At 71.5% G+C, this 15,141-nt stretch carries 19 protein-coding genes; 7 read left to right on the top strand and 12 right to left on the bottom strand.

All coding sequences use genetic code 11. The features are described 5' to 3' along the window. Positions 1-129 precede the first annotated feature (129 nt). Positions 130-663: an O-acetyl-ADP-ribose deacetylase gene (locus F4556_RS19710; RefSeq protein WP_184917931.1), complete on the bottom strand. Its 534-nt coding sequence runs from the start codon at positions 661-663 to the stop codon at positions 130-132. Positions 664-891: 228 nt separating this feature from the next. Here F4556_RS19710 and F4556_RS19705 point away from each other — a divergent pair, with 228 nt between their 5' ends. Then, a complete protein-coding gene (locus F4556_RS19705) occupies positions 892-2,313 on the top strand; it encodes a PP2C family protein-serine/threonine phosphatase (protein WP_184917928.1) in 1,422 nt (473 codons plus the stop codon). A gap of 65 nt (positions 2,314-2,378) precedes the next feature. Here the strand turns inward: F4556_RS19705 and F4556_RS19700 are convergent, their stop codons facing one another. From F4556_RS19700 to F4556_RS19690, 3 genes are all read right to left on the bottom strand, one after another. Next, positions 2,379-2,708, bottom strand: coding sequence for a DUF2516 family protein (locus F4556_RS19700; RefSeq protein ID WP_184924842.1), 330 nt, complete (start codon positions 2,706-2,708; stop codon positions 2,379-2,381). Positions 2,709-2,853: 145 nt separating this feature from the next. After that, positions 2,854-3,393, bottom strand: coding sequence for a hypothetical protein (locus tag F4556_RS19695; protein WP_184917925.1), 540 nt, complete (start codon positions 3,391-3,393; stop codon positions 2,854-2,856). A 14-nt stretch (positions 3,394-3,407) separates the two neighbouring features. Next, positions 3,408-3,815, bottom strand: a complete 408-nt coding sequence (locus F4556_RS19690; RefSeq protein ID WP_184917922.1) for a helix-turn-helix domain-containing protein — start codon at positions 3,813-3,815, stop codon at positions 3,408-3,410. Between the two features lie 144 nt (positions 3,816-3,959). Here F4556_RS19690 and F4556_RS19685 point away from each other — a divergent pair, with 144 nt between their 5' ends. Next, on the top strand, positions 3,960-4,835 hold the full coding sequence (locus F4556_RS19685) for a carbon-nitrogen hydrolase family protein (protein ID WP_184917919.1): 876 nt from the start codon (positions 3,960-3,962) through the stop codon (positions 4,833-4,835). Positions 4,836-4,858: 23 nt separating this feature from the next. On the opposite strand, the gene F4556_RS19680 is transcribed toward F4556_RS19685, so the two are convergent. Beyond that, complete coding sequence (locus F4556_RS19680; protein WP_184917916.1) at positions 4,859-6,256, bottom strand: MFS transporter; 1,398 nt, start codon at positions 6,254-6,256, stop codon at positions 4,859-4,861. Between the two features lie 74 nt (positions 6,257-6,330). On the opposite strand from F4556_RS19680, the gene F4556_RS19675 reads away from it, so the two are divergent. Then, positions 6,331-6,939, top strand: a complete 609-nt coding sequence (locus F4556_RS19675; RefSeq protein WP_184917913.1) for a TetR/AcrR family transcriptional regulator C-terminal domain-containing protein — start codon at positions 6,331-6,333, stop codon at positions 6,937-6,939. Here F4556_RS19675 and F4556_RS19670 read toward each other — a convergent pair. Together F4556_RS19670 and F4556_RS19665 are read right to left on the bottom strand one after the other, a co-directional pair. Then, on the bottom strand, positions 6,916-7,728 hold the full coding sequence (locus tag F4556_RS19670) for an alpha/beta fold hydrolase (RefSeq protein ID WP_221503652.1): 813 nt from the start codon (positions 7,726-7,728) through the stop codon (positions 6,916-6,918). The genes F4556_RS19675 and F4556_RS19670 overlap by 24 nt on opposite strands. 37 nt (positions 7,729-7,765) lie before the next feature. Further along, positions 7,766-8,434 carry a DUF4097 family beta strand repeat-containing protein gene (locus F4556_RS19665; RefSeq protein ID WP_184917910.1) on the bottom strand — a complete coding sequence of 223 codons (669 nt, stop codon included), beginning with the start codon at positions 8,432-8,434 and terminating at the stop codon, positions 7,766-7,768. A 245-nt stretch (positions 8,435-8,679) separates the two neighbouring features. Here F4556_RS19665 and F4556_RS39745 point away from each other — a divergent pair, with 245 nt between their 5' ends. Beyond that, on the top strand, positions 8,680-9,408 hold the full coding sequence (locus tag F4556_RS39745; RefSeq protein ID WP_184917907.1) for a helix-turn-helix domain-containing protein: 729 nt from the start codon (positions 8,680-8,682) through the stop codon (positions 9,406-9,408). Here F4556_RS39745 and F4556_RS19655 read toward each other — a convergent pair. After that, positions 9,405-9,914, bottom strand: a complete 510-nt coding sequence (locus F4556_RS19655; protein WP_184917902.1) for a mycothiol transferase — start codon at positions 9,912-9,914, stop codon at positions 9,405-9,407. The genes F4556_RS39745 and F4556_RS19655 overlap by 4 nt on opposite strands. A gap of 121 nt (positions 9,915-10,035) precedes the next feature. Between F4556_RS19655 and F4556_RS19650 the strand changes: the two genes are divergently transcribed. Both F4556_RS19650 and F4556_RS19645 read left to right on the top strand, forming a co-directional pair. Continuing rightward, entirely contained in the window at positions 10,036-10,512 is a 477-nt protein-coding gene (locus tag F4556_RS19650) for a carboxymuconolactone decarboxylase family protein (protein ID WP_184917899.1), read from the top strand. Positions 10,513-10,608: 96 nt separating this feature from the next. Beyond that, positions 10,609-11,532, top strand: coding sequence for an RNA polymerase sigma-70 factor (locus tag F4556_RS19645; RefSeq protein WP_184917896.1), 924 nt, complete (start codon positions 10,609-10,611; stop codon positions 11,530-11,532). Positions 11,533-11,556: 24 nt separating this feature from the next. Here the strand turns inward: F4556_RS19645 and F4556_RS19640 are convergent, their stop codons facing one another. Together F4556_RS19640 and F4556_RS19635 are read right to left on the bottom strand one after the other, a co-directional pair. Further along, positions 11,557-12,153 carry a dihydrofolate reductase family protein gene (locus F4556_RS19640; RefSeq protein ID WP_184917893.1) on the bottom strand — a complete coding sequence of 199 codons (597 nt, stop codon included), beginning with the start codon at positions 12,151-12,153 and terminating at the stop codon, positions 11,557-11,559. 121 nt (positions 12,154-12,274) lie between these two features. After that, positions 12,275-12,709 carry a MarR family transcriptional regulator gene (locus tag F4556_RS19635; RefSeq protein WP_184917890.1) on the bottom strand — a complete coding sequence of 145 codons (435 nt, stop codon included), beginning with the start codon at positions 12,707-12,709 and terminating at the stop codon, positions 12,275-12,277. 113 nt (positions 12,710-12,822) lie between these two features. Between F4556_RS19635 and F4556_RS19630 the strand changes: the two genes are divergently transcribed. Continuing rightward, positions 12,823-13,647 carry an alpha/beta fold hydrolase gene (locus tag F4556_RS19630; RefSeq protein ID WP_184917888.1) on the top strand — a complete coding sequence of 275 codons (825 nt, stop codon included), beginning with the start codon at positions 12,823-12,825 and terminating at the stop codon, positions 13,645-13,647. Between the two features lie 10 nt (positions 13,648-13,657). Here F4556_RS19630 and F4556_RS19625 read toward each other — a convergent pair whose 3' ends face one another. Continuing rightward, positions 13,658-14,062 carry a hypothetical protein gene (locus tag F4556_RS19625; protein ID WP_184917885.1) on the bottom strand — a complete coding sequence of 135 codons (405 nt, stop codon included), beginning with the start codon at positions 14,060-14,062 and terminating at the stop codon, positions 13,658-13,660. Positions 14,063-14,242: 180 nt separating this feature from the next. Next, positions 14,243-15,010, bottom strand: a complete 768-nt coding sequence (locus F4556_RS19620) for a putative protein N(5)-glutamine methyltransferase (protein WP_184917881.1) — start codon at positions 15,008-15,010, stop codon at positions 14,243-14,245. Positions 15,011-15,141 lie beyond the last annotated feature (131 nt).

Here is a 15,141-nt window from a genome sequence, read left to right as displayed (position 1 = left end):
TTTCGGTCAGCCGTTCGCTCGCCCGTCACAATTCACTCGAACGAGTTATCGATTACCTCTGGTGTGCTGACGCCCCGTCACGCCACCATGGGAACACCGCATGAGCGGCCGGTGGTGTCCGTGCCCCGGTCAGCTCCTCTGCTCCGCAGCGCGCTCGAACGCCCCGTACGCCTCCCGGCCGAACAGCACGAACCGCACCTCCTCCAGTTCCGACCCGCCGTCAGTGACCTCCGCCACCGCCGCGAGGGCGATCCGCGCCGCGTCCTCCAACGGCCACCGGTAGACCCCGGTCGAGATCGCCGGGAAGGCCACCGTCCGCGCACCCAGCTCCGCCGCGACCCGAAGGGACTCCCGATAGCAGGACGCCAACAGCCCGGCCCGCTCCTCGTACTCCTCCGGCAGGTGGACGGGCCCCACCGTGTGCACCACCCACCGGGCCGGCAGCCGGCCGGCCGTCGTGGCGACGGCCCGGCCGACCGGCAGGCCCTTGCCGTAGTGCGAGGCACGCAGCCTGCGGCACTCGGCCAGGATCTCCGGCCCGCCCTTGCGGTGGATCGCGCCGTCCACCCCGCCGCCACCCAGCAGCGAGGTGTTGGCGGCGTTCACCACCACGTCCACCCGCTGCTCCGTGATGTCACCCTCGACCAGCGTGATCCGCGTCACCGTACCGACCTTCCGTCACATCCCCTGTCGAGCACCGCGGTCGCGGTGCCCGCTGTCAGCGTCCGCCCGGCCCCGGCGGCGTGGCGATAGCCACAGAGTCGCCGGTCGGCCGGAGAAAACTCCGGAGATCACGTTATGGTCGCGGGAAGCTCCCCGACACACAGTGCCATGCGGGCACTGCGCGCGGACCTCAGCCGTTGCCCAGTCGGGGAAAGGGAGGACCGACCAATGCCCGCAACGGGAGACGGGCGGGCACCTCGTGCCGCGTACCGGCCGGGCGCCCTCACCGAAGTGCGCGACGCGCGCGCGGAGGCGGTCGAGGCTGGGCACCACCCGATACCGCACCCCCGGGCCACCGCCGGCTCCCCCGACGCCCCGTTCCGGCTGCTGGTGATCGAGAACGACTTCACCGACGCGGCCTTCCTGGAGCAGCTGGTCACCGACAGCGGCTCGGCGATCGAGCTGCACTGGGCCCAGGGCGTGGCCTCCGCCACCACCCGGCTGGCCCGACCCGGCAGCCGACGCGGCCGACCGCGCGACGTCGAGTTCGGCTGCGTCCTGCTCGACCTCGCCGACCCGGCCGACCAGCGCGGCCCGCTGCAGGGCCTGGAGGGGCTGCGCGAGCTGCTCCGACACGCCCCGCAGACCGCCGTCGTGGTGCTCACCGACGCGGCCGGCGCCGAGCTGGGCGCCGCCGCCGTGGCGGCCGGTGCCCAGGACTTCCTGATCCGGCACGAGACCGACGGCCCGCTGCTGGCCCGCGCGCTGCGCTACGCCGTGGAGCGCAAGCGGGCCGACGAGTCCCAGCGCCGGCTGGTCGAGGCCGAGCTGCGCGGCCAGGAGAACGCCCGCCTCCAGCGCCACCTGCTGCCCACCCCGCTGCTCGACGGCGCCGGGCTCTCCTTCACCCGCCGCTACCGCCCCGGCCGCAGCCGGGCGCTGCTCGGCGGCGACTTCTACGACGCCGTCCGGACGGACGACGGCACGGTCCACGTGGTGATCGGCGACGTCTGCGGCCACGGTCCGGACGAAGCCGCCCTCGGCGTCGCGCTCCGGATCGCCTGGCGCTCGCTGGTCTTCGCCGGGCTGACCGGGCAGGCCCTGCTCACCACCCTCCAGCACGTGCTGGAGCACGAGCGGCGCAGCGACGAGATCTTCGCGACGCTCTGCATGCTGGTGCTCTCCCCCACCGAGGGTGGCTCCCCCGCCGACGGTGACTCCCCGGCCGCGCCCGGCCAGGCGGAGCAGGCCAGGCTCTACCTGGCCGGGCACCCCTCACCGCTGCTGCTCGGCCCCGGCGGCACGCCCACCCTGCTCTCCGCCGACCAGGCCGGCCCGGCCCTCGGCCTGCTGCACTGCGACGACCCCGGAGCCGCCTGGCCCGCCGAGGAGCTGACCCTCGACCCGGGCTGGAGCCTGCTGCTCTACACCGACGGCCTGGTCGAGGGCCGGGTCGGCGCGGGCTCCCGCCGACTGGGCCAGGACGGGCTGGTCGAGCTGATCGGCGACCACCAGGCCGGCGGCCTGACCAGGGGCCGGCTGGTCGACAGCGCGATCGCCGAGGTCGAGGAGCTGAACGGCGGCGCACTCACCGACGACGTCGCGGTGCTGCTGCTGGAGCGCAACCCCGCCCCGGTCATCATGGGCTGACACGCCGATGGGGAGCGGCCGCTTCGGCCGCTCCCCATCGGTGGTGAATCGTTGGTGACGTCTCGTCACCAGGGCCCGTACGGCCCCATGTTCCGCTTGCTGTCATTGCCCCGACCGTCCGTCAGCTGCTTGATCGCGGGCCGGACGTCGACCATGTAGACGATCGCGGCGACCAGCCCGACCAGGGTCAGGATGCTGAACACCGCCGCACCGAGCAGCAGATCCAGCCCGAGCGCCAGCCCGAGGATGATCAGCCAGAACGACTTGGTCTTCTTGTCGGCCGCCCGGAAGGCGTCCTCCCGGCGCGTCACCGCGTCCACGAAGGCGAGCACCTTGAAGCCCACGATCGCCACGGCCAGCCACCAGAACGGATCCAGGTAATCCAACTGCAGGATCTCGGACACTGCGGACTCCTCACTGCGGCTCCGGCGACACCGCCGCCCATCCTGGCACGGCCGGACGACCGTACCCGGGACAACGAACCGGTACGCCGGGTTGTGCCCCGCCCGACGTCCCGGCCGTCCCTCGGCTCCTGCTCGGCTACTTCCCGGTGTCGCCGGTGCTCTTCCGGGCCCGGGGCGCGCGCTTCGGCGCCGTCGGCTTGGCGGCGGGCTCCGGCTCGGCCTCCGGCTCCCCGTCCGGCTCCAGGTCGACCACCACGGCCTCGATCTCGACCTCGGCGGCCGGCTGCTCCGCCGGGGAGGTCTGCTGACCGTCCACCACGGCCTTGCCCCGGACCGCCAGCTCCTCGTACGCCTCCTTGGCCTTCACGGCCAACTCCAGTGCCAGTCCGACCTGCTGGAGCGCGAAGCCCTGTGCCTTCTCCTGCAGCCCCTTCAGGTCACCCGGCAGCGTGGAGACCGTCTCGGTCACCTTCGCCTGCGCCTCGACCAGCCGGGTCTGCGCCTCCTGGAGCTTGGCGGTGGCCTTCTCCTGGGCGCCCTTGCGGTCCGCCGCGAGCGCCTCGACCTTGGCGGGCACCTCGCGCAGCTTCTCGTACGCCAGGTCCCCGGCGCCCGCGATCGCGTACAGCGGGGTCGGGTCGCTCAGCGTCTTCTTGATCTCGTCGGTGATCGGCATGACCGGTCCTCCTGCTATCCCTCGACAGTCCGGCGGTCGGCCTGTCCCTCTCCTGCTTCCTCGGGCTCCCCGACGCTCTCCTGATTCTCTTTCAGGAAGGCGTCGTAGACCGCGAGCAGCGCCTGCTTCTGCCGCTCACTGATCAGCGGGTCGGCCAGGATCGCGGCCCGCAGTTCGAGCCCCTCGCCCTGCCGCTCCTCCAGCATTCCGGCCTGCACGTACAGCGTCTCCGCCGAGATCCGCAGCGCCTTGGCGATCTGCTGCAGGATCTCCGCGCTCGGCTTCCGCAGCCCGCGCTCGATCTGGCTCAGGTAGGGGTTCGAGACCCCCGCCACCTCCGCCAGCTGGCGCAACGAGTACTGCGCGTTCCGCCGCTGCTCCCGGATGTACTCCCCGAGCGAGCCGACCTTCAGTGAAGCCATGCCAGCACTCTGCCCCACCATGCTTGCAATTGCAAGCAGAGTGCTAGCAGGAGCATGCCGACCGGGCTGCGAATCGCACCGTCAAGGCGCTGGTCCTGGAACCGGGCAGGCCGTACCGTCCACGGTGTGGCAAGGACATTGCGGATGGCGGTCGCGCAGAGCACGGTGCCGGAGGACCCCACCGATCGAGGGGCGCTGCGGGCCACCGGGCAGGAGATCCGGGCCCTGATGGTCGAGGCCGCCGGGGCGGGTGCGCGGCTGGTGCAGTTCCCCGAGGGGGCGGTCACCTACCCGAGCAAGCACGTGATGGCGGCCGGCCCGATCGGAGAGCTGATACCGGCCGACTGGAGCCGTGCCGCGTGGGACGTCCTGCGCGAGGAAGCGGAGTCGATCACCGCGCTGGCGGGGGAGCTCGAGCTGTGGACGGTGTTCGGATCGATCCACCCGCTCACCCCGCCGAACCGGCCGCACAACAGCCTCTACGTCGTCTCCGACCGGGGCCGGCTGGTCGCACGGTACGACAAGCGGTTCCTGTCGCACACCGAGGTGTCCTTCCTCTACTCCCCGGGGCAGCAGCCGCTCGTCGTCGAGGTGGACGGCATCCGGTTCGGCTTCGCGCTGTGCATCGAGGCCAACTTCCCGGAGGTGTTCGCCGAGTACGAGCGCCTGGACGTCGACTGCGTCCTGCTGTCGGTGATGGTCGACGACGCGCCCCGGGCCCGCGTCGCCCAGGCGTACGGGACGCTCCACAACTACTGGCTCGGCTACTCGGTCCCGGCGCAGTTCAGCGCCACGGTGCCGTCCGGGATCGTGGCGCCCGGCGGACGGTGGCTGGCGCGCTGTCCCGCAGACGGGCGTCCCGCCCTGGCGGTCGCGGACATCGACCTCGACTCGCAGGACGAGGACATCGACATGGCCGTTCGCTACGCCCGTCCGTGGCGCCGCTCGGCCCGGGCCGGACTCTACGACGAGCGGCTCCCGGTCGACGACCCCCGCAGCGACGTCCGCACGGCATTCTGAGACCGCCCAGCCTGCAACTGCGTTCAGACCCCCGCCTGCGCGGCGCGGAGTTCGTCGAGCTGGTCCTCGTCGCGGGCGCTGCGGGGCAGCAGGAAGGTCAGGGTGGCGGTGGCGGCCATCAGCAGGGCGATGACGATCATCGTGTACTGCACCGCCGCGGTGAAGGAGCCCACCTCGATGCGGTGGAAGAACAGGCTGCCGACGGCCGCGACGCCCACCGCTCCGGCCAGTTGCTGGTTGGCCTCCAGTACGCCGGAGGCCGAGCCGATCTCGTGGTCGTCCACTCCGGCCAGGATGAAGCCGAACAGCGGACCGATCACCGAGCCCATCCCGAGGCCGAACAGGACCAGGGCGGGGACGAGCTGCCACGAGGTGACGTTCGTGCCGTACCGGGCGGTGGTGAAGTGGAGAGCGACGGCGCCCGCCGCGCAGGTCAGCAGGGCAACCTGGAGTCCGGGGCGGCCGGCGCGTTCACCCAGGACGGCGGCCAGGATGGCGCCGAGGGTGATGCCCAGGGCCCAGGGGATGGTGGTCAGGCCGGCCCGCATCGCGCTGTAGCCGAGGCCGAGCTGCAGGAAGAGGGTGAGCACCAGCATGAAGCCCGACATCGCGCAGAAGAAGAGGACGGAGACCAGCAGTCCGGCGGAGAAGGCGGGCTTGCGGAAGAGCGTGAGCTCGATCAGCGGTGAGCTCTTCCGCCGACGCTGATGGGCGATGAACAGCCCCAGGACGGGCAGGGCGGCAGCCATCCGGACGAAGTCCGTCCCCTGGACCAAGGGGTGGAAGACCAGCGCCACGGCCACCGAGAGCAGGAGCATCCCGACCAGGTCCAGGCGTACGGGATGCGGGGCGCGGGACTCGCGGACCAGGCGTGAGGTGCAGGCCAGGGCGATCAGCCCGATCGGCAGGTTGATCAGGAAGACGGCCCGCCAGCCGGTGCCGAACAGGTCGGCGTCGACGAGGATGCCGCCGACCGCAGGGCCGAGGGCAGCGGTCAGGCCCATGATCGGGCCGACCAGGCCGAAGGCGGCGGCCATCTCCTTGGGCGGGAAGGAGGTCCTGATGATGCCGAGCACCTGGGGCATCATGATTGCGGCCGCCGCCCCCTGCAGGAGGCGGGTGGCCACCAGCGCGCCGGCCGACGGCGCCAGTGCGCACAGCAGCGAGGCGACCACGAAGGCGGCCAGGCCGATCTGGAAGATCCGTTTGCGGCCGTGGATGTCGCCGAGCCTGGCGCCGGTGATCAGGACGACGGCGAACGCCAGCGTGTACCCGGCGGAGATCCACTGCAGTGCGGTGTTGCCCGCGCCGAGGTCAGCGCGGATGGCCGGCAGGGCCACGTTCAGGACCGACCCGTCGAGCAGATCCATGACGTCGGCGGCCAGGATCACCAGCAGGGCGAGCCATCGGCGGTGGGGCATGCGGACTCCATTAACGGTGTTATCGGATGCGCTAACACCGTTAATCATTGAGGGAACAGTGTTAACATGTCAACATGAAACTGGATCGCACGCTCGTGGTGGACGTCGCGCTGAAGCTCCTCAACGAGGTCGGCCTGGACGGGCTGTCGCTGCGCCGCCTGGCCCAGGATCTGGGCGTTCAGGCCCCGGCCCTCTACCGGCACTTCGCGAGCAAGCAGGAGCTGCTGCAGGCGATGGCCGACTCGATGCTCGTCGACGTCATGTCCGTCCTGGACCGGCCCGCGCCCCGCGCCGACTGGGCGGACTGGCTCGCCGCCCGCTCCCGCGCCGTCCGGCGTGCGCTGCTCTCCTACCGCGACGGCGGGCGACTGCAGGAGTACGCCAGGCCGACGGCCGAGCAGTGGCCGGGGCTCGAACTGCTGCTGCAGATGATGGAGGGCGCGGGCTTCACCATCGAGGACGCCATGTACGCGATCTTCGCCCTGGGCAACCACACCCTCGGCGCCGTCATCGCCGAGCAGACCAGCCAGGCGCCCGGGGCCCCCGGGGGGCTTCGCATCGACGAGGCCCGCTTCCCCCTGCTGGCCCGCGGGGTCACCCTGCGCACCGCGGGGCGCGACTTCGACCGCGAATTCGAGTACGGCCTGCACCTGCTGATCTCAGGCCTGCGAAACAGGAGTTGAGGCAACGGACAGCCCGCGGACGGCTTGCGCGACGGCGAGGTGGTCGTTGCGGAGGATCTTGGAGTGGTTGCTGGCGACCTTGGCGCTGAGCTGGATGTTGGGGTTGCGGGTGAGGACCGGGTCGAGGTTGGCCCGGATCTGCTCCATCAGCTTGGGGTCGCCGCCGAGGTTGCCGCCGGTGGCGAGCACGTAGCGGGTGGGGACGGCGAGGCGGTCGAGGACGGGGTCGAGCTCGGCGGGTGCGCAGAGCTCGTTGATCTCGATGTTGATCTCGGCGTGCTGGGCGGCGCTCATCCGGGCGGCCATGCCGAGGCGGCGGGCGACGGGGAAGATCGGGCTCAGCCGGCGGAACAGCGTACGGATCTGTGCGCGGGCGGCGTCGTCGAGCCAGTCGTGCGGCAGGGCGCCGTCGACGGAGACCACGCCTGCGGTGCGGTCGGGGTTACGCGCGGCCCAGTGGACGGCGAGCATCGCGCCGTAGGACCAGCCGACCAGGATCGGCCGCTGGGCGCCGGTCGCCGCCAGGACGGCGTCGATGTCGCGCAGGCAGGCCTCGAAGGAGTAGTCGGCCGAGCGGTCGGACTTGCCGCGGGCGCGCTCGTCGTAGGTGATGTGGCGGAAGTCGCCGCCGAGGTCGCTGATGACGCGGCGCCAGTGCGACTGGTCGGCGTAGGAGCCGTTGAGGTAGAGCACGGGGCGGCCGGAGCCGCCGGTGTCGGTCACGGCCAGGGCGGTGTCCTCGGTCGACACCATGGTGGTCCGGACGGCGTGCTGCTCGGTGGTCTTCATCTGAATTTCTCTCCAGGTCAGCAGGGGTGAGGGGTGGTCAGAGGCTGCGGGCGGTGATGTCGCCGTAGGCGGTGGTGGCGTGGATGGTGAGGGCGGCGGTGCCGTCGGTGTTCTGGAGCGCGTTGTGGATGCGGCCGTGGGTGGTGCCGGCGTCGAGGGTGGCGCTGACGCCGCGGGCGGCGCCGACGGTGAGGTTGCCGGCTTCGGTGCGCAGGGTGACGGTGCCGGTGGTGGCTTCGGTGATGTGGATGTCGCCCTTGTGGGTGGTGATCTGGGCGGGGCCGTTGAGGCGGCCGAGGGTGATGTCGCCGGCCAGGAGGGCGAGGTGGGCGGTGGCGGTTTCGTCGAGCTTGACGGTGCCGTGGGCGGCGTCGAAGGTGACGGGGCCGAGGCGGCCGACGCCGCGGAGTTCGGCGGTGGCGGCCTTTGCCTCGATGCGGGAGCCGGTGGGCAGTTGGACGGTCACCTCGATGGCGCCGGTGTTGCCGAGGATGCGGTTCTTGGCCGGTGCGGTGGTGATGTGCAGGATGCCGTCGCGGTAGTCGGCGGTGGTCTGCTCGGCGGCCTTGAGGTCGCTGCTCTTGGTGGCGTCGGCGGGGCGGATCTCGACGGTGGTGTCGGTGCGGTCGGCGGCGATGAGGTGGATGCGGCCTGCGGGGATGTCGAGGGTGGTGGTGATCGGGGCGGTGGTGTCGTACTTCTGCACGGTGCTCTCCTGCTTTCGTGTCGTCGCGCTTTCTTCGGCGCGCCGTTTCTGATGAACGAAAAGCTACGTTGCGTTCATAGATCTGGCAACATATTCGTTGCGCAGAAACGGCATCACTGCAGGCCAGAGCAGGGAAATCGTTGCACTGGTTTTGAATCTAAAGCAACGACTCCCATTGCGTTCGTTGCAATGAATTGAGAGCGAACGCTACAGTGGGGCCACCACGGACCACGAAGGAGACCCCAATGCCGGGAGGCAGGCTCACCCAGCAGGAACGTCAGCAGATCGCGTCGGGGCTGGCCGACGACCTCGCCTACGCGGAGATCGCCAGACGCCTCGACCGTCCGACCTCGACGGTCACGCGTGAGGTGATGCGCAACGGCGGCCCCAGCGCCTACCGCGCCGACCTCGCCCACCGCGCCACCGAACAGCGCGCCCACCGCCGCAGGCAGGCCGCCCCCCGGAATCTCCCGGCGCCCCCACAGGCCGACGGGCGGGACGCCGAGGCGGTGCGCGCGTACGAGGAGATGTTCGCGACCGTACTCATGCAGTCGGGCCTGCCCAGGATGACGGCTGGGGTGCTGGTCTGCCTCTACACCACCGACACCGGCAGCGTCACGGCGTCCGAGCTCGTCCAGCGCCTGCAGGTCAGCCCGGCGTCCGTCTCCAAGGCGATCGCGTTCCTCGAGGGCCAGGGCCTGGTCCGCCGGGAGCGCGACGAACGGCGCCGGGAGCGCTACCTGGTCGACGACGACGTCTGGTACCAGTCGATGATGGCCACCGCCCGCGCCAACGCCCGCTTCGCCGAGACCGCCCGACAGGGCGTCAGCGTCCTCGGCCCCCACACCCCCGCCGCCACCCGCCTGGAGAACATCGCCCGCTTCGTCGATTTCGTCGGCGAAAGCATCGCCCGCGCCGCGGAGCAGGCCCGCGAGGTCCTCCACACGAAGCCCGAGCCGCGATCGGACAGTTAGCGTCGCCGGAGTACGCCGCGGATGAAGGCCGCCTGACCGGCGTGCTGGAGGCAGTCGGAGATCACGCTGATCAGCCGGACGCCCAGGGTCACCGGCGGGGTCCAGCTCTCGTCCACGATCCGGTCGAGGGCCGGGCCGCTGAGCCCGCGCACGTACGACAGCGTGTGCTCGTGCACGGCGTCGTAGTAGCCGGTGAGCAGTCGCGCGGAGTCGACCCGGACCGCCGCGACCTCGCGGGTGGCGTGCCCGTAGCCGGTGGCGCCCACGGGGAAGGGGAGGTCGAAGCGGGCGTACCAGCCCTGTGCGGTCCAGATCTGTTCGGTGCCCGCGGCCTCGGCCACGTGGTCGTCCTGAATCCGCGTCAGGTGCCAGATCAGCCAGGCGACCGAGTTGGCCTTCGCGTCCAGACGCACCGTCAGCTCGTCGGGCCCGAGCCCGGCCACCGACTCGTGGACGGCCTCACGGACCCGGCCGAACGCATCGAGGAGCAGGGCGGCGCAGTTCATGAGGGCGATCCTGCCACGTGGCCGAGGGCCCGAGACGCAGGTCACATTCGTCCGTGTCACAGGGCGGCGGGCCCTCTCGTCTCAGGTGGTGCAGGCATCGACCACCACCGAGGAGCACACCGTGGACGCTCGACTGAACCTCTTCGCCAGCCCGACCGTCGGCAAGGCAATCAAGCACTTCATGGCGGTGGGCAAGGTGCTCAAGGACTCCCCGCTGCCGGTCGCCACCCAGGAGTTGGTGGCGCTGCGGGTGAGTCAGATCAACGGCTGCGCGGTCTGTCTCGACATCCACGTCAAGGACGCCACCGCCGCCGGCGAGACCCCGGTGCGGCTGAACCTGGTCGCGGCGTGGCGGGAGGCGACGGTCTTCACCGACGCCGAGCGGGCCGCGCTGGAGCTGGCGGAGGAGGGGACCCGGGTCGCGGACGCGGCCGGCGGCGTCCCGGACGAGGTGTGGGAGCGCGCCGCGAAGCACTACGACGAGGAGCAGCTCGCCGCCCTGCTGGTCCTGATCTCGTTCATGAACATGGCCAACCGGGTGAACATCATCACCCGGCAGCCGGCCACCGGCGACTACGAGGCCGGGAAGTTCCACTGAGCGGCCCGGCAGTCGCCGGTGCCGTACGCTGACCGGCCGGCGACTCTGATGATCATCCGTCAGGAGCTGTCGGTTTCAAGGGGGAAGGGGTTCGCCGTGAGCAAGGTCGAGGAGTTCGAGGAGCTGCGGCCACTGCTGTTCTCGATCGCCTACCGGATTCTCGGCAGCGTGAGCGAGGCCGAGGACGCGGTGCAGGAGACGTGGCTGCGGTACGACGCTTCGGCCACCGAGCCGACGTCGACCAGGGCCTTCCTGTCGGCCGCGGTGACCCGGCTCTCGATCGACGTGCTGCGGTCCGCCCGGGTGCGGCGGGAAGCGTACGTCGGGCCGTGGTTCCCCGAGCCGCTGCTGAACGATCCGTACCAGGACCCGGCCCGTTCGGCGGAGTTGGCCGACTCGGTGTCGATGGCGGCGCTGCTGCTGCTCGAGCGACTGAGCCCGCTGGAGCGGGCGGTCTTCCTGCTGCGGGAGGTGTTCGGCTTCGGGTTCGAGGAGGTCGCCGCGGCGGTGGGCCGCTCGGAGGCGGCCTGCCGGCAGCTGCTGGTACGGGCCCGGCGGCACATGGAGGCCGGGCGGCCGCGGTTCGAGGCGGACCGTCAGGAACAGCAGGAGCTGGCGACGCGGTTCTTCGACGCCCTCCGCGAGGGCGACGTGGTCGGCCTGCGGGACCTGCTCGCCGCCGACGTGTCGATGGTCGGCGACGGCGGCGGCAAGACCCCGCAGCTCGCCCGGGCAGTCATGGGCGCCGACAACGTGGCCCGACTGCTCGCCGCCGTCTTCCCCTGGCTGGCCCGGATCGACGTGACCTTCGAACCGCACGAGGTCAACGGCCAGCCGGGCGCGGTCTTCCGCGACCGGGACGGCAAGGTGCTCCAGGCCCTGACGCTCGATCTCCTCGACGGGCAGATCCAGGCGATCCGTCTGGTGCTCAACCCCGACAAGCTCGGCCATCTGGGCCCGGCGGCGGACGCCTGGGCGGTCCACCACGAACTCCGGCGGGTACGCCGGGGCGCGGAGTAGCCCTGGACATACCCGCCGGGTGGACTACTTGTCGGCGGCCGGGCGGTAGGTGCACACGTTCACGCCGGCCTTGCTGGTGACGGTGGAGACCAGTTCGAGGGTGTGCAGGCCGCCGTCGGCGGGGAAGATCGTCTTGCCGCCGCCGACCAGCACCGGCATGACGATCAGGCGGAGCTCGTCGAACAGATCCTCGCTCAGCAGGGTGCGGACCAGGGTGGGGCTGCCCATCACGACCAGGTCGCCACCGGGGGTCTCGCGCAGCTCGCGGAGCCGGGCGACGGCCTCAGCGGCGGGGATCCGGGTGGTGTTCTCCCAGGTCAGGTCGGAGTCGCCGAGGGTGTCGGTGACGACGTACTTGGGCAGCGAGTTCATCTGGTCGGCGAACGGGTCGCCCGCCCGCTCCGGCCAGGCGCCGGCCATGGTCTGCCAGGTGCGGCGGCCGAACAGCAGCGCCTCGGCCTTGGCGGTCGCGTCGGCGAACGCGCCACCCACCACCTCCGGGTCGAAGAACGGGTGCGACCAGCCGCCGTGCGCGAAGCCGCCGTCGCGGTCCTCCTCCTGGCCGCCGGGGGCCTGCACGACGCCGTCGAGGCTGATGAACTCACTGATCACGATGCGCATGGGGAGTCGCTCCTCTTTCTCACTTCGGGTGTACATGAGGGGAGACCGTCCCGCCGTCCGGAACTCATCGCTCCGCGGCCGATCAGTTGATGTGATCCGGGTCACATGGGCGATGGGCCGCTCAGGACCGACCGGGCGCCAGGTGGCGGGCCAGTACCGCCAGGGCGTCGGTGACCTCGCGCAGCTGGATGGAGTTGCCGTCGAGGGCGGTGGCGAGGGCGTCGTCGACGGTGGTCGCGCGGATCTCGGCGACTCGGGGGGACGGTTCGGCGGCGGGGTGGATCAGGGTGCGGCGGCCGTCGGCGGAGTCGGGGGCGGTGGTGATCGAGCCGGCTTCCCGGAGGCGGGCGACGGCGGTGGATACCTGGCTCTGCGGGATGCCGGTACGGGCCACGATCTCGCTGGCGGTGGTGCCGGGGTGGGCGGCGATGTCGGTGGCGACGATCAGGACCGCGCGGGTGCTGCCGGACTGGCCGCCGCCCGGGGGCTCCGGGATGGCGCTCTCGCCGATCTTCATCAGGGCCCGGCCCAGCAGGAAGAGCTCGACTCCGTTCATGAGGACAAGATACATCCATAGTGATCCATCCATATTGATACATCTCTTTGGATGCACTACGGTGAAGGCAGTGCGACGGACGGACCGTCAGCACCCGGAGGGGGAACACCACCATGCCCACTGCCAGCCTCACCGTCCCCGGCGCGACCCTGCACTACGAGGTGCGCGGGACCGGCCCGGTCCTGCTCGTCTCGCAGAGCGGCGAGGGTGACGCCGAGCGCAGCACCGACCTGGTGGCGGGCCTCACCGACGCGTACACCGTGGTGACGTACGACCGGCGGGGCCTGTCCCGCAGCCGGCTGGACGCACCGGAGCGCGGCGCGAGCCTGGCCGAGCACGCCGAGGACGTGCACCGGCTGCTGGCCGCCGTCACCGACGCGCCGGCGCTGATGCTCGGGTGCAGCCTCGGTGCCGCGATCGGGCTGCACGTGGCCGTCCGCCACCCGGGGCAGCTGCGGGCGCTGATCGCGCACGAGCCGGTCACCCCGCGCCTGCTGCCTGCCGCCGAACAGGCGAAGCACGAAGGTGAGTTGACGGAACTTCAGCACTACTACGAGCAGCACGGCCTCGGCCCGACGCTGCCCGAGATGGCCCGGGCGCTGGGCATCGACCTCAAGGCGGCCACCGAGGACGGGCTGACGCCGCACCCGATGGACGCGCGCCGGATCGCCAACTTCGACCACTTCATCCGGCACGACTTCAGCGCGATCGTGCACGACACCCTCGACCCCGACACCCTGCGCACCACCCCCACCCGGATCATCCCGGCCGCCGGGCACACCACTCCCCGGAACGTCTTCGACCGCCAGTGCGCCGACGCCCTGGCCGAGTTGGTCGACGAACCGGTCCGCGAGTTCCCCGGCGGCCACAACGGCAACCTCTCCCACCCGCGCGCCTACGCCCACCGCCTGCGCGAGCTCCTGGCCGAGCTGGCCTGAGCCGACGGGGTCAGGCCGACGGCAGCCCGTCCTGGGTGGCGAGGTGCAGGTCGCGCACATAGCGATGGGTTTCGCTCAGCCGAGCCGGGTCCAGACTCCTTAGCCAGGGCAGGAGTTCGGGGCCGACGGCCAGTTCGCCGTAAAAGCCCAGTCTCAGCCCGGCCGGATCGTCGTAGACCAGCCAGCAGTCGAGCAGGTCCGCCAGGTGCCGGTCGCCGGACGGCGTGCGGGTGTCGGTACAGATGTCGAGCCAGGGTCGCAGGGTGCCGGTAGTCACCGCCGTCACCCCCAGGACTTCTGTGACGGGCACCGGGCTCGGGTACTGATACAGGGTCAGCTCCAGCCAGGTCCGCCACACCTCGGTCACGGCCGCCCGCTCGGGCAGTGGCCACGTCTGCCAGCCGGCCTGGCACATCCGGAAATCGTCCTCGCCGTAGCGGTGGAAACACCCTGCGAGGGTGGAACGGCCGGTTAGGCGCCATGCCGTCGAGGGCCGAGCTGCTGCCGAGGGTCCGTCATGGCTGCCTGCCGGGACTCCGTCCGGGTGACGCCAGCAGCCCGTCCCCAGAGCAACCCGCCCCGGGGACGGGGCCGGTCAGGCCGGGTGGGTGGCGATCACCACGGTGGCGTCGTGGTTGTCGGAGCTGCGGATGGCGGGGGTGAGGCCGTGGGCGGTCATGGCGGCGGCGGTGGCGGGGGCCTGGTGGGTGCTGGTTTCGATCAGGAGGTGGCCGCCGGGGGCGAGCCAGTGGGGGGCTTCGGCGATGACGCGGCGTTGGATGGCGAGGCCGTCGGTGCCGCCGTCGAGGGTGAAGTGCGGTTCGTGGTCGCGGGCTTCGGAGGGGAGGAAGGGGATCGCGTCGGTGGGGACGTACGGGGCGTTGGCGACCAGGACGGTGATCCGGCCCCGGAGGCTTGCGGGGAGCGGGGTGTAGAGGTCGCCCTGGTAGACCGTCGCGGTGGCCGGGAGGTTGCTCCGGGCGCAGTCGGTGGCGGTCCGGTCGAGGTCGGCGGCGTGGAGTTCGGCCGTGGGGACGGTGGCGGCCAGGACCGCGGCCACCGCGCCCGCGCCGCAGCAGAGGTCGAGGGCGACGCCGTCCGGGCGGAGCAGGGCGGCGGCCTGTTCGGCGAGGAATTCGGTGCGGCGGCGCGGGACGAAGACCCCGGTGGTGACGGTGATCTTCAGGCCGCAGAACCCGGCCCAGCCGAGGACGTGTTCGAGCGGGTGGCCCTCGACCCGGCGTTCGACCATGGCGGCGAGCTGCGCGGGGGTGGTGGCGGTGGCGAGGAGGAGTTCTGCCTCGTCCTCGGCGAAGACGCAGCCGGCGGCGCGGAGGGTGGTGACGATGGTGGCGTACGACATGACAGCGGCCTTTCGAGCGGACGAAGAGCGCCCTCGTGGCCTGCCGGTCAGTGCGGCGGGGCGACGGAGGAGGGCACCCGTACGGGTCGAGCGGTCATGGGTGTCACCTCCTGGGTCGAGTCGTGTACTAC

This window comes from Kitasatospora gansuensis, from assembly GCF_014203705.1.
In the GTDB taxonomy this organism is placed as follows: domain Bacteria; phylum Actinomycetota; class Actinomycetes; order Streptomycetales; family Streptomycetaceae; genus Kitasatospora; species Kitasatospora gansuensis.
The sequence above is the reverse complement of the archived record's forward strand: the minus strand, read 5'-3'. Positions and strand labels throughout refer to the sequence as shown.

Coding starts and splice junctions, on each gene's coding strand:
- F4556_RS19705 (WP_184917928.1), top strand. CDS start 892: ATGCCCGCAACGGGAGACGGGCGGGCACCTCGTGCCGCGTACCGGCCG.
- F4556_RS19695 (WP_184917925.1), bottom strand. CDS start 3,393: ATGCCGATCACCGACGAGATCAAGAAGACGCTGAGCGACCCGACCCCG.
- F4556_RS19690 (WP_184917922.1), bottom strand. CDS start 3,815: ATGGCTTCACTGAAGGTCGGCTCGCTCGGGGAGTACATCCGGGAGCAG.
- F4556_RS19685 (WP_184917919.1), top strand. CDS start 3,960: ATGGCGGTCGCGCAGAGCACGGTGCCGGAGGACCCCACCGATCGAGGG.
- F4556_RS19680 (WP_184917916.1), bottom strand. CDS start 6,256: ATGCCCCACCGCCGATGGCTCGCCCTGCTGGTGATCCTGGCCGCCGAC.
- F4556_RS19675 (WP_184917913.1), top strand. CDS start 6,331: ATGAAACTGGATCGCACGCTCGTGGTGGACGTCGCGCTGAAGCTCCTC.
- F4556_RS19670 (WP_221503652.1), bottom strand. CDS start 7,728: ATGAAGACCACCGAGCAGCACGCCGTCCGGACCACCATGGTGTCGACC.
- F4556_RS39745 (WP_184917907.1), top strand. CDS start 8,680: ATGCCGGGAGGCAGGCTCACCCAGCAGGAACGTCAGCAGATCGCGTCG.
- F4556_RS19655 (WP_184917902.1), bottom strand. CDS start 9,914: ATGAACTGCGCCGCCCTGCTCCTCGATGCGTTCGGCCGGGTCCGTGAG.
- F4556_RS19640 (WP_184917893.1), bottom strand. CDS start 12,153: ATGCGCATCGTGATCAGTGAGTTCATCAGCCTCGACGGCGTCGTGCAG.
- F4556_RS19635 (WP_184917890.1), bottom strand. CDS start 12,709: ATGAACGGAGTCGAGCTCTTCCTGCTGGGCCGGGCCCTGATGAAGATC.
- F4556_RS19630 (WP_184917888.1), top strand. CDS start 12,823: ATGCCCACTGCCAGCCTCACCGTCCCCGGCGCGACCCTGCACTACGAG.
- F4556_RS19625 (WP_184917885.1), bottom strand. CDS start 14,062: ATGTGCCAGGCCGGCTGGCAGACGTGGCCACTGCCCGAGCGGGCGGCC.
- F4556_RS19620 (WP_184917881.1), bottom strand. CDS start 15,010: ATGTCGTACGCCACCATCGTCACCACCCTCCGCGCCGCCGGCTGCGTC.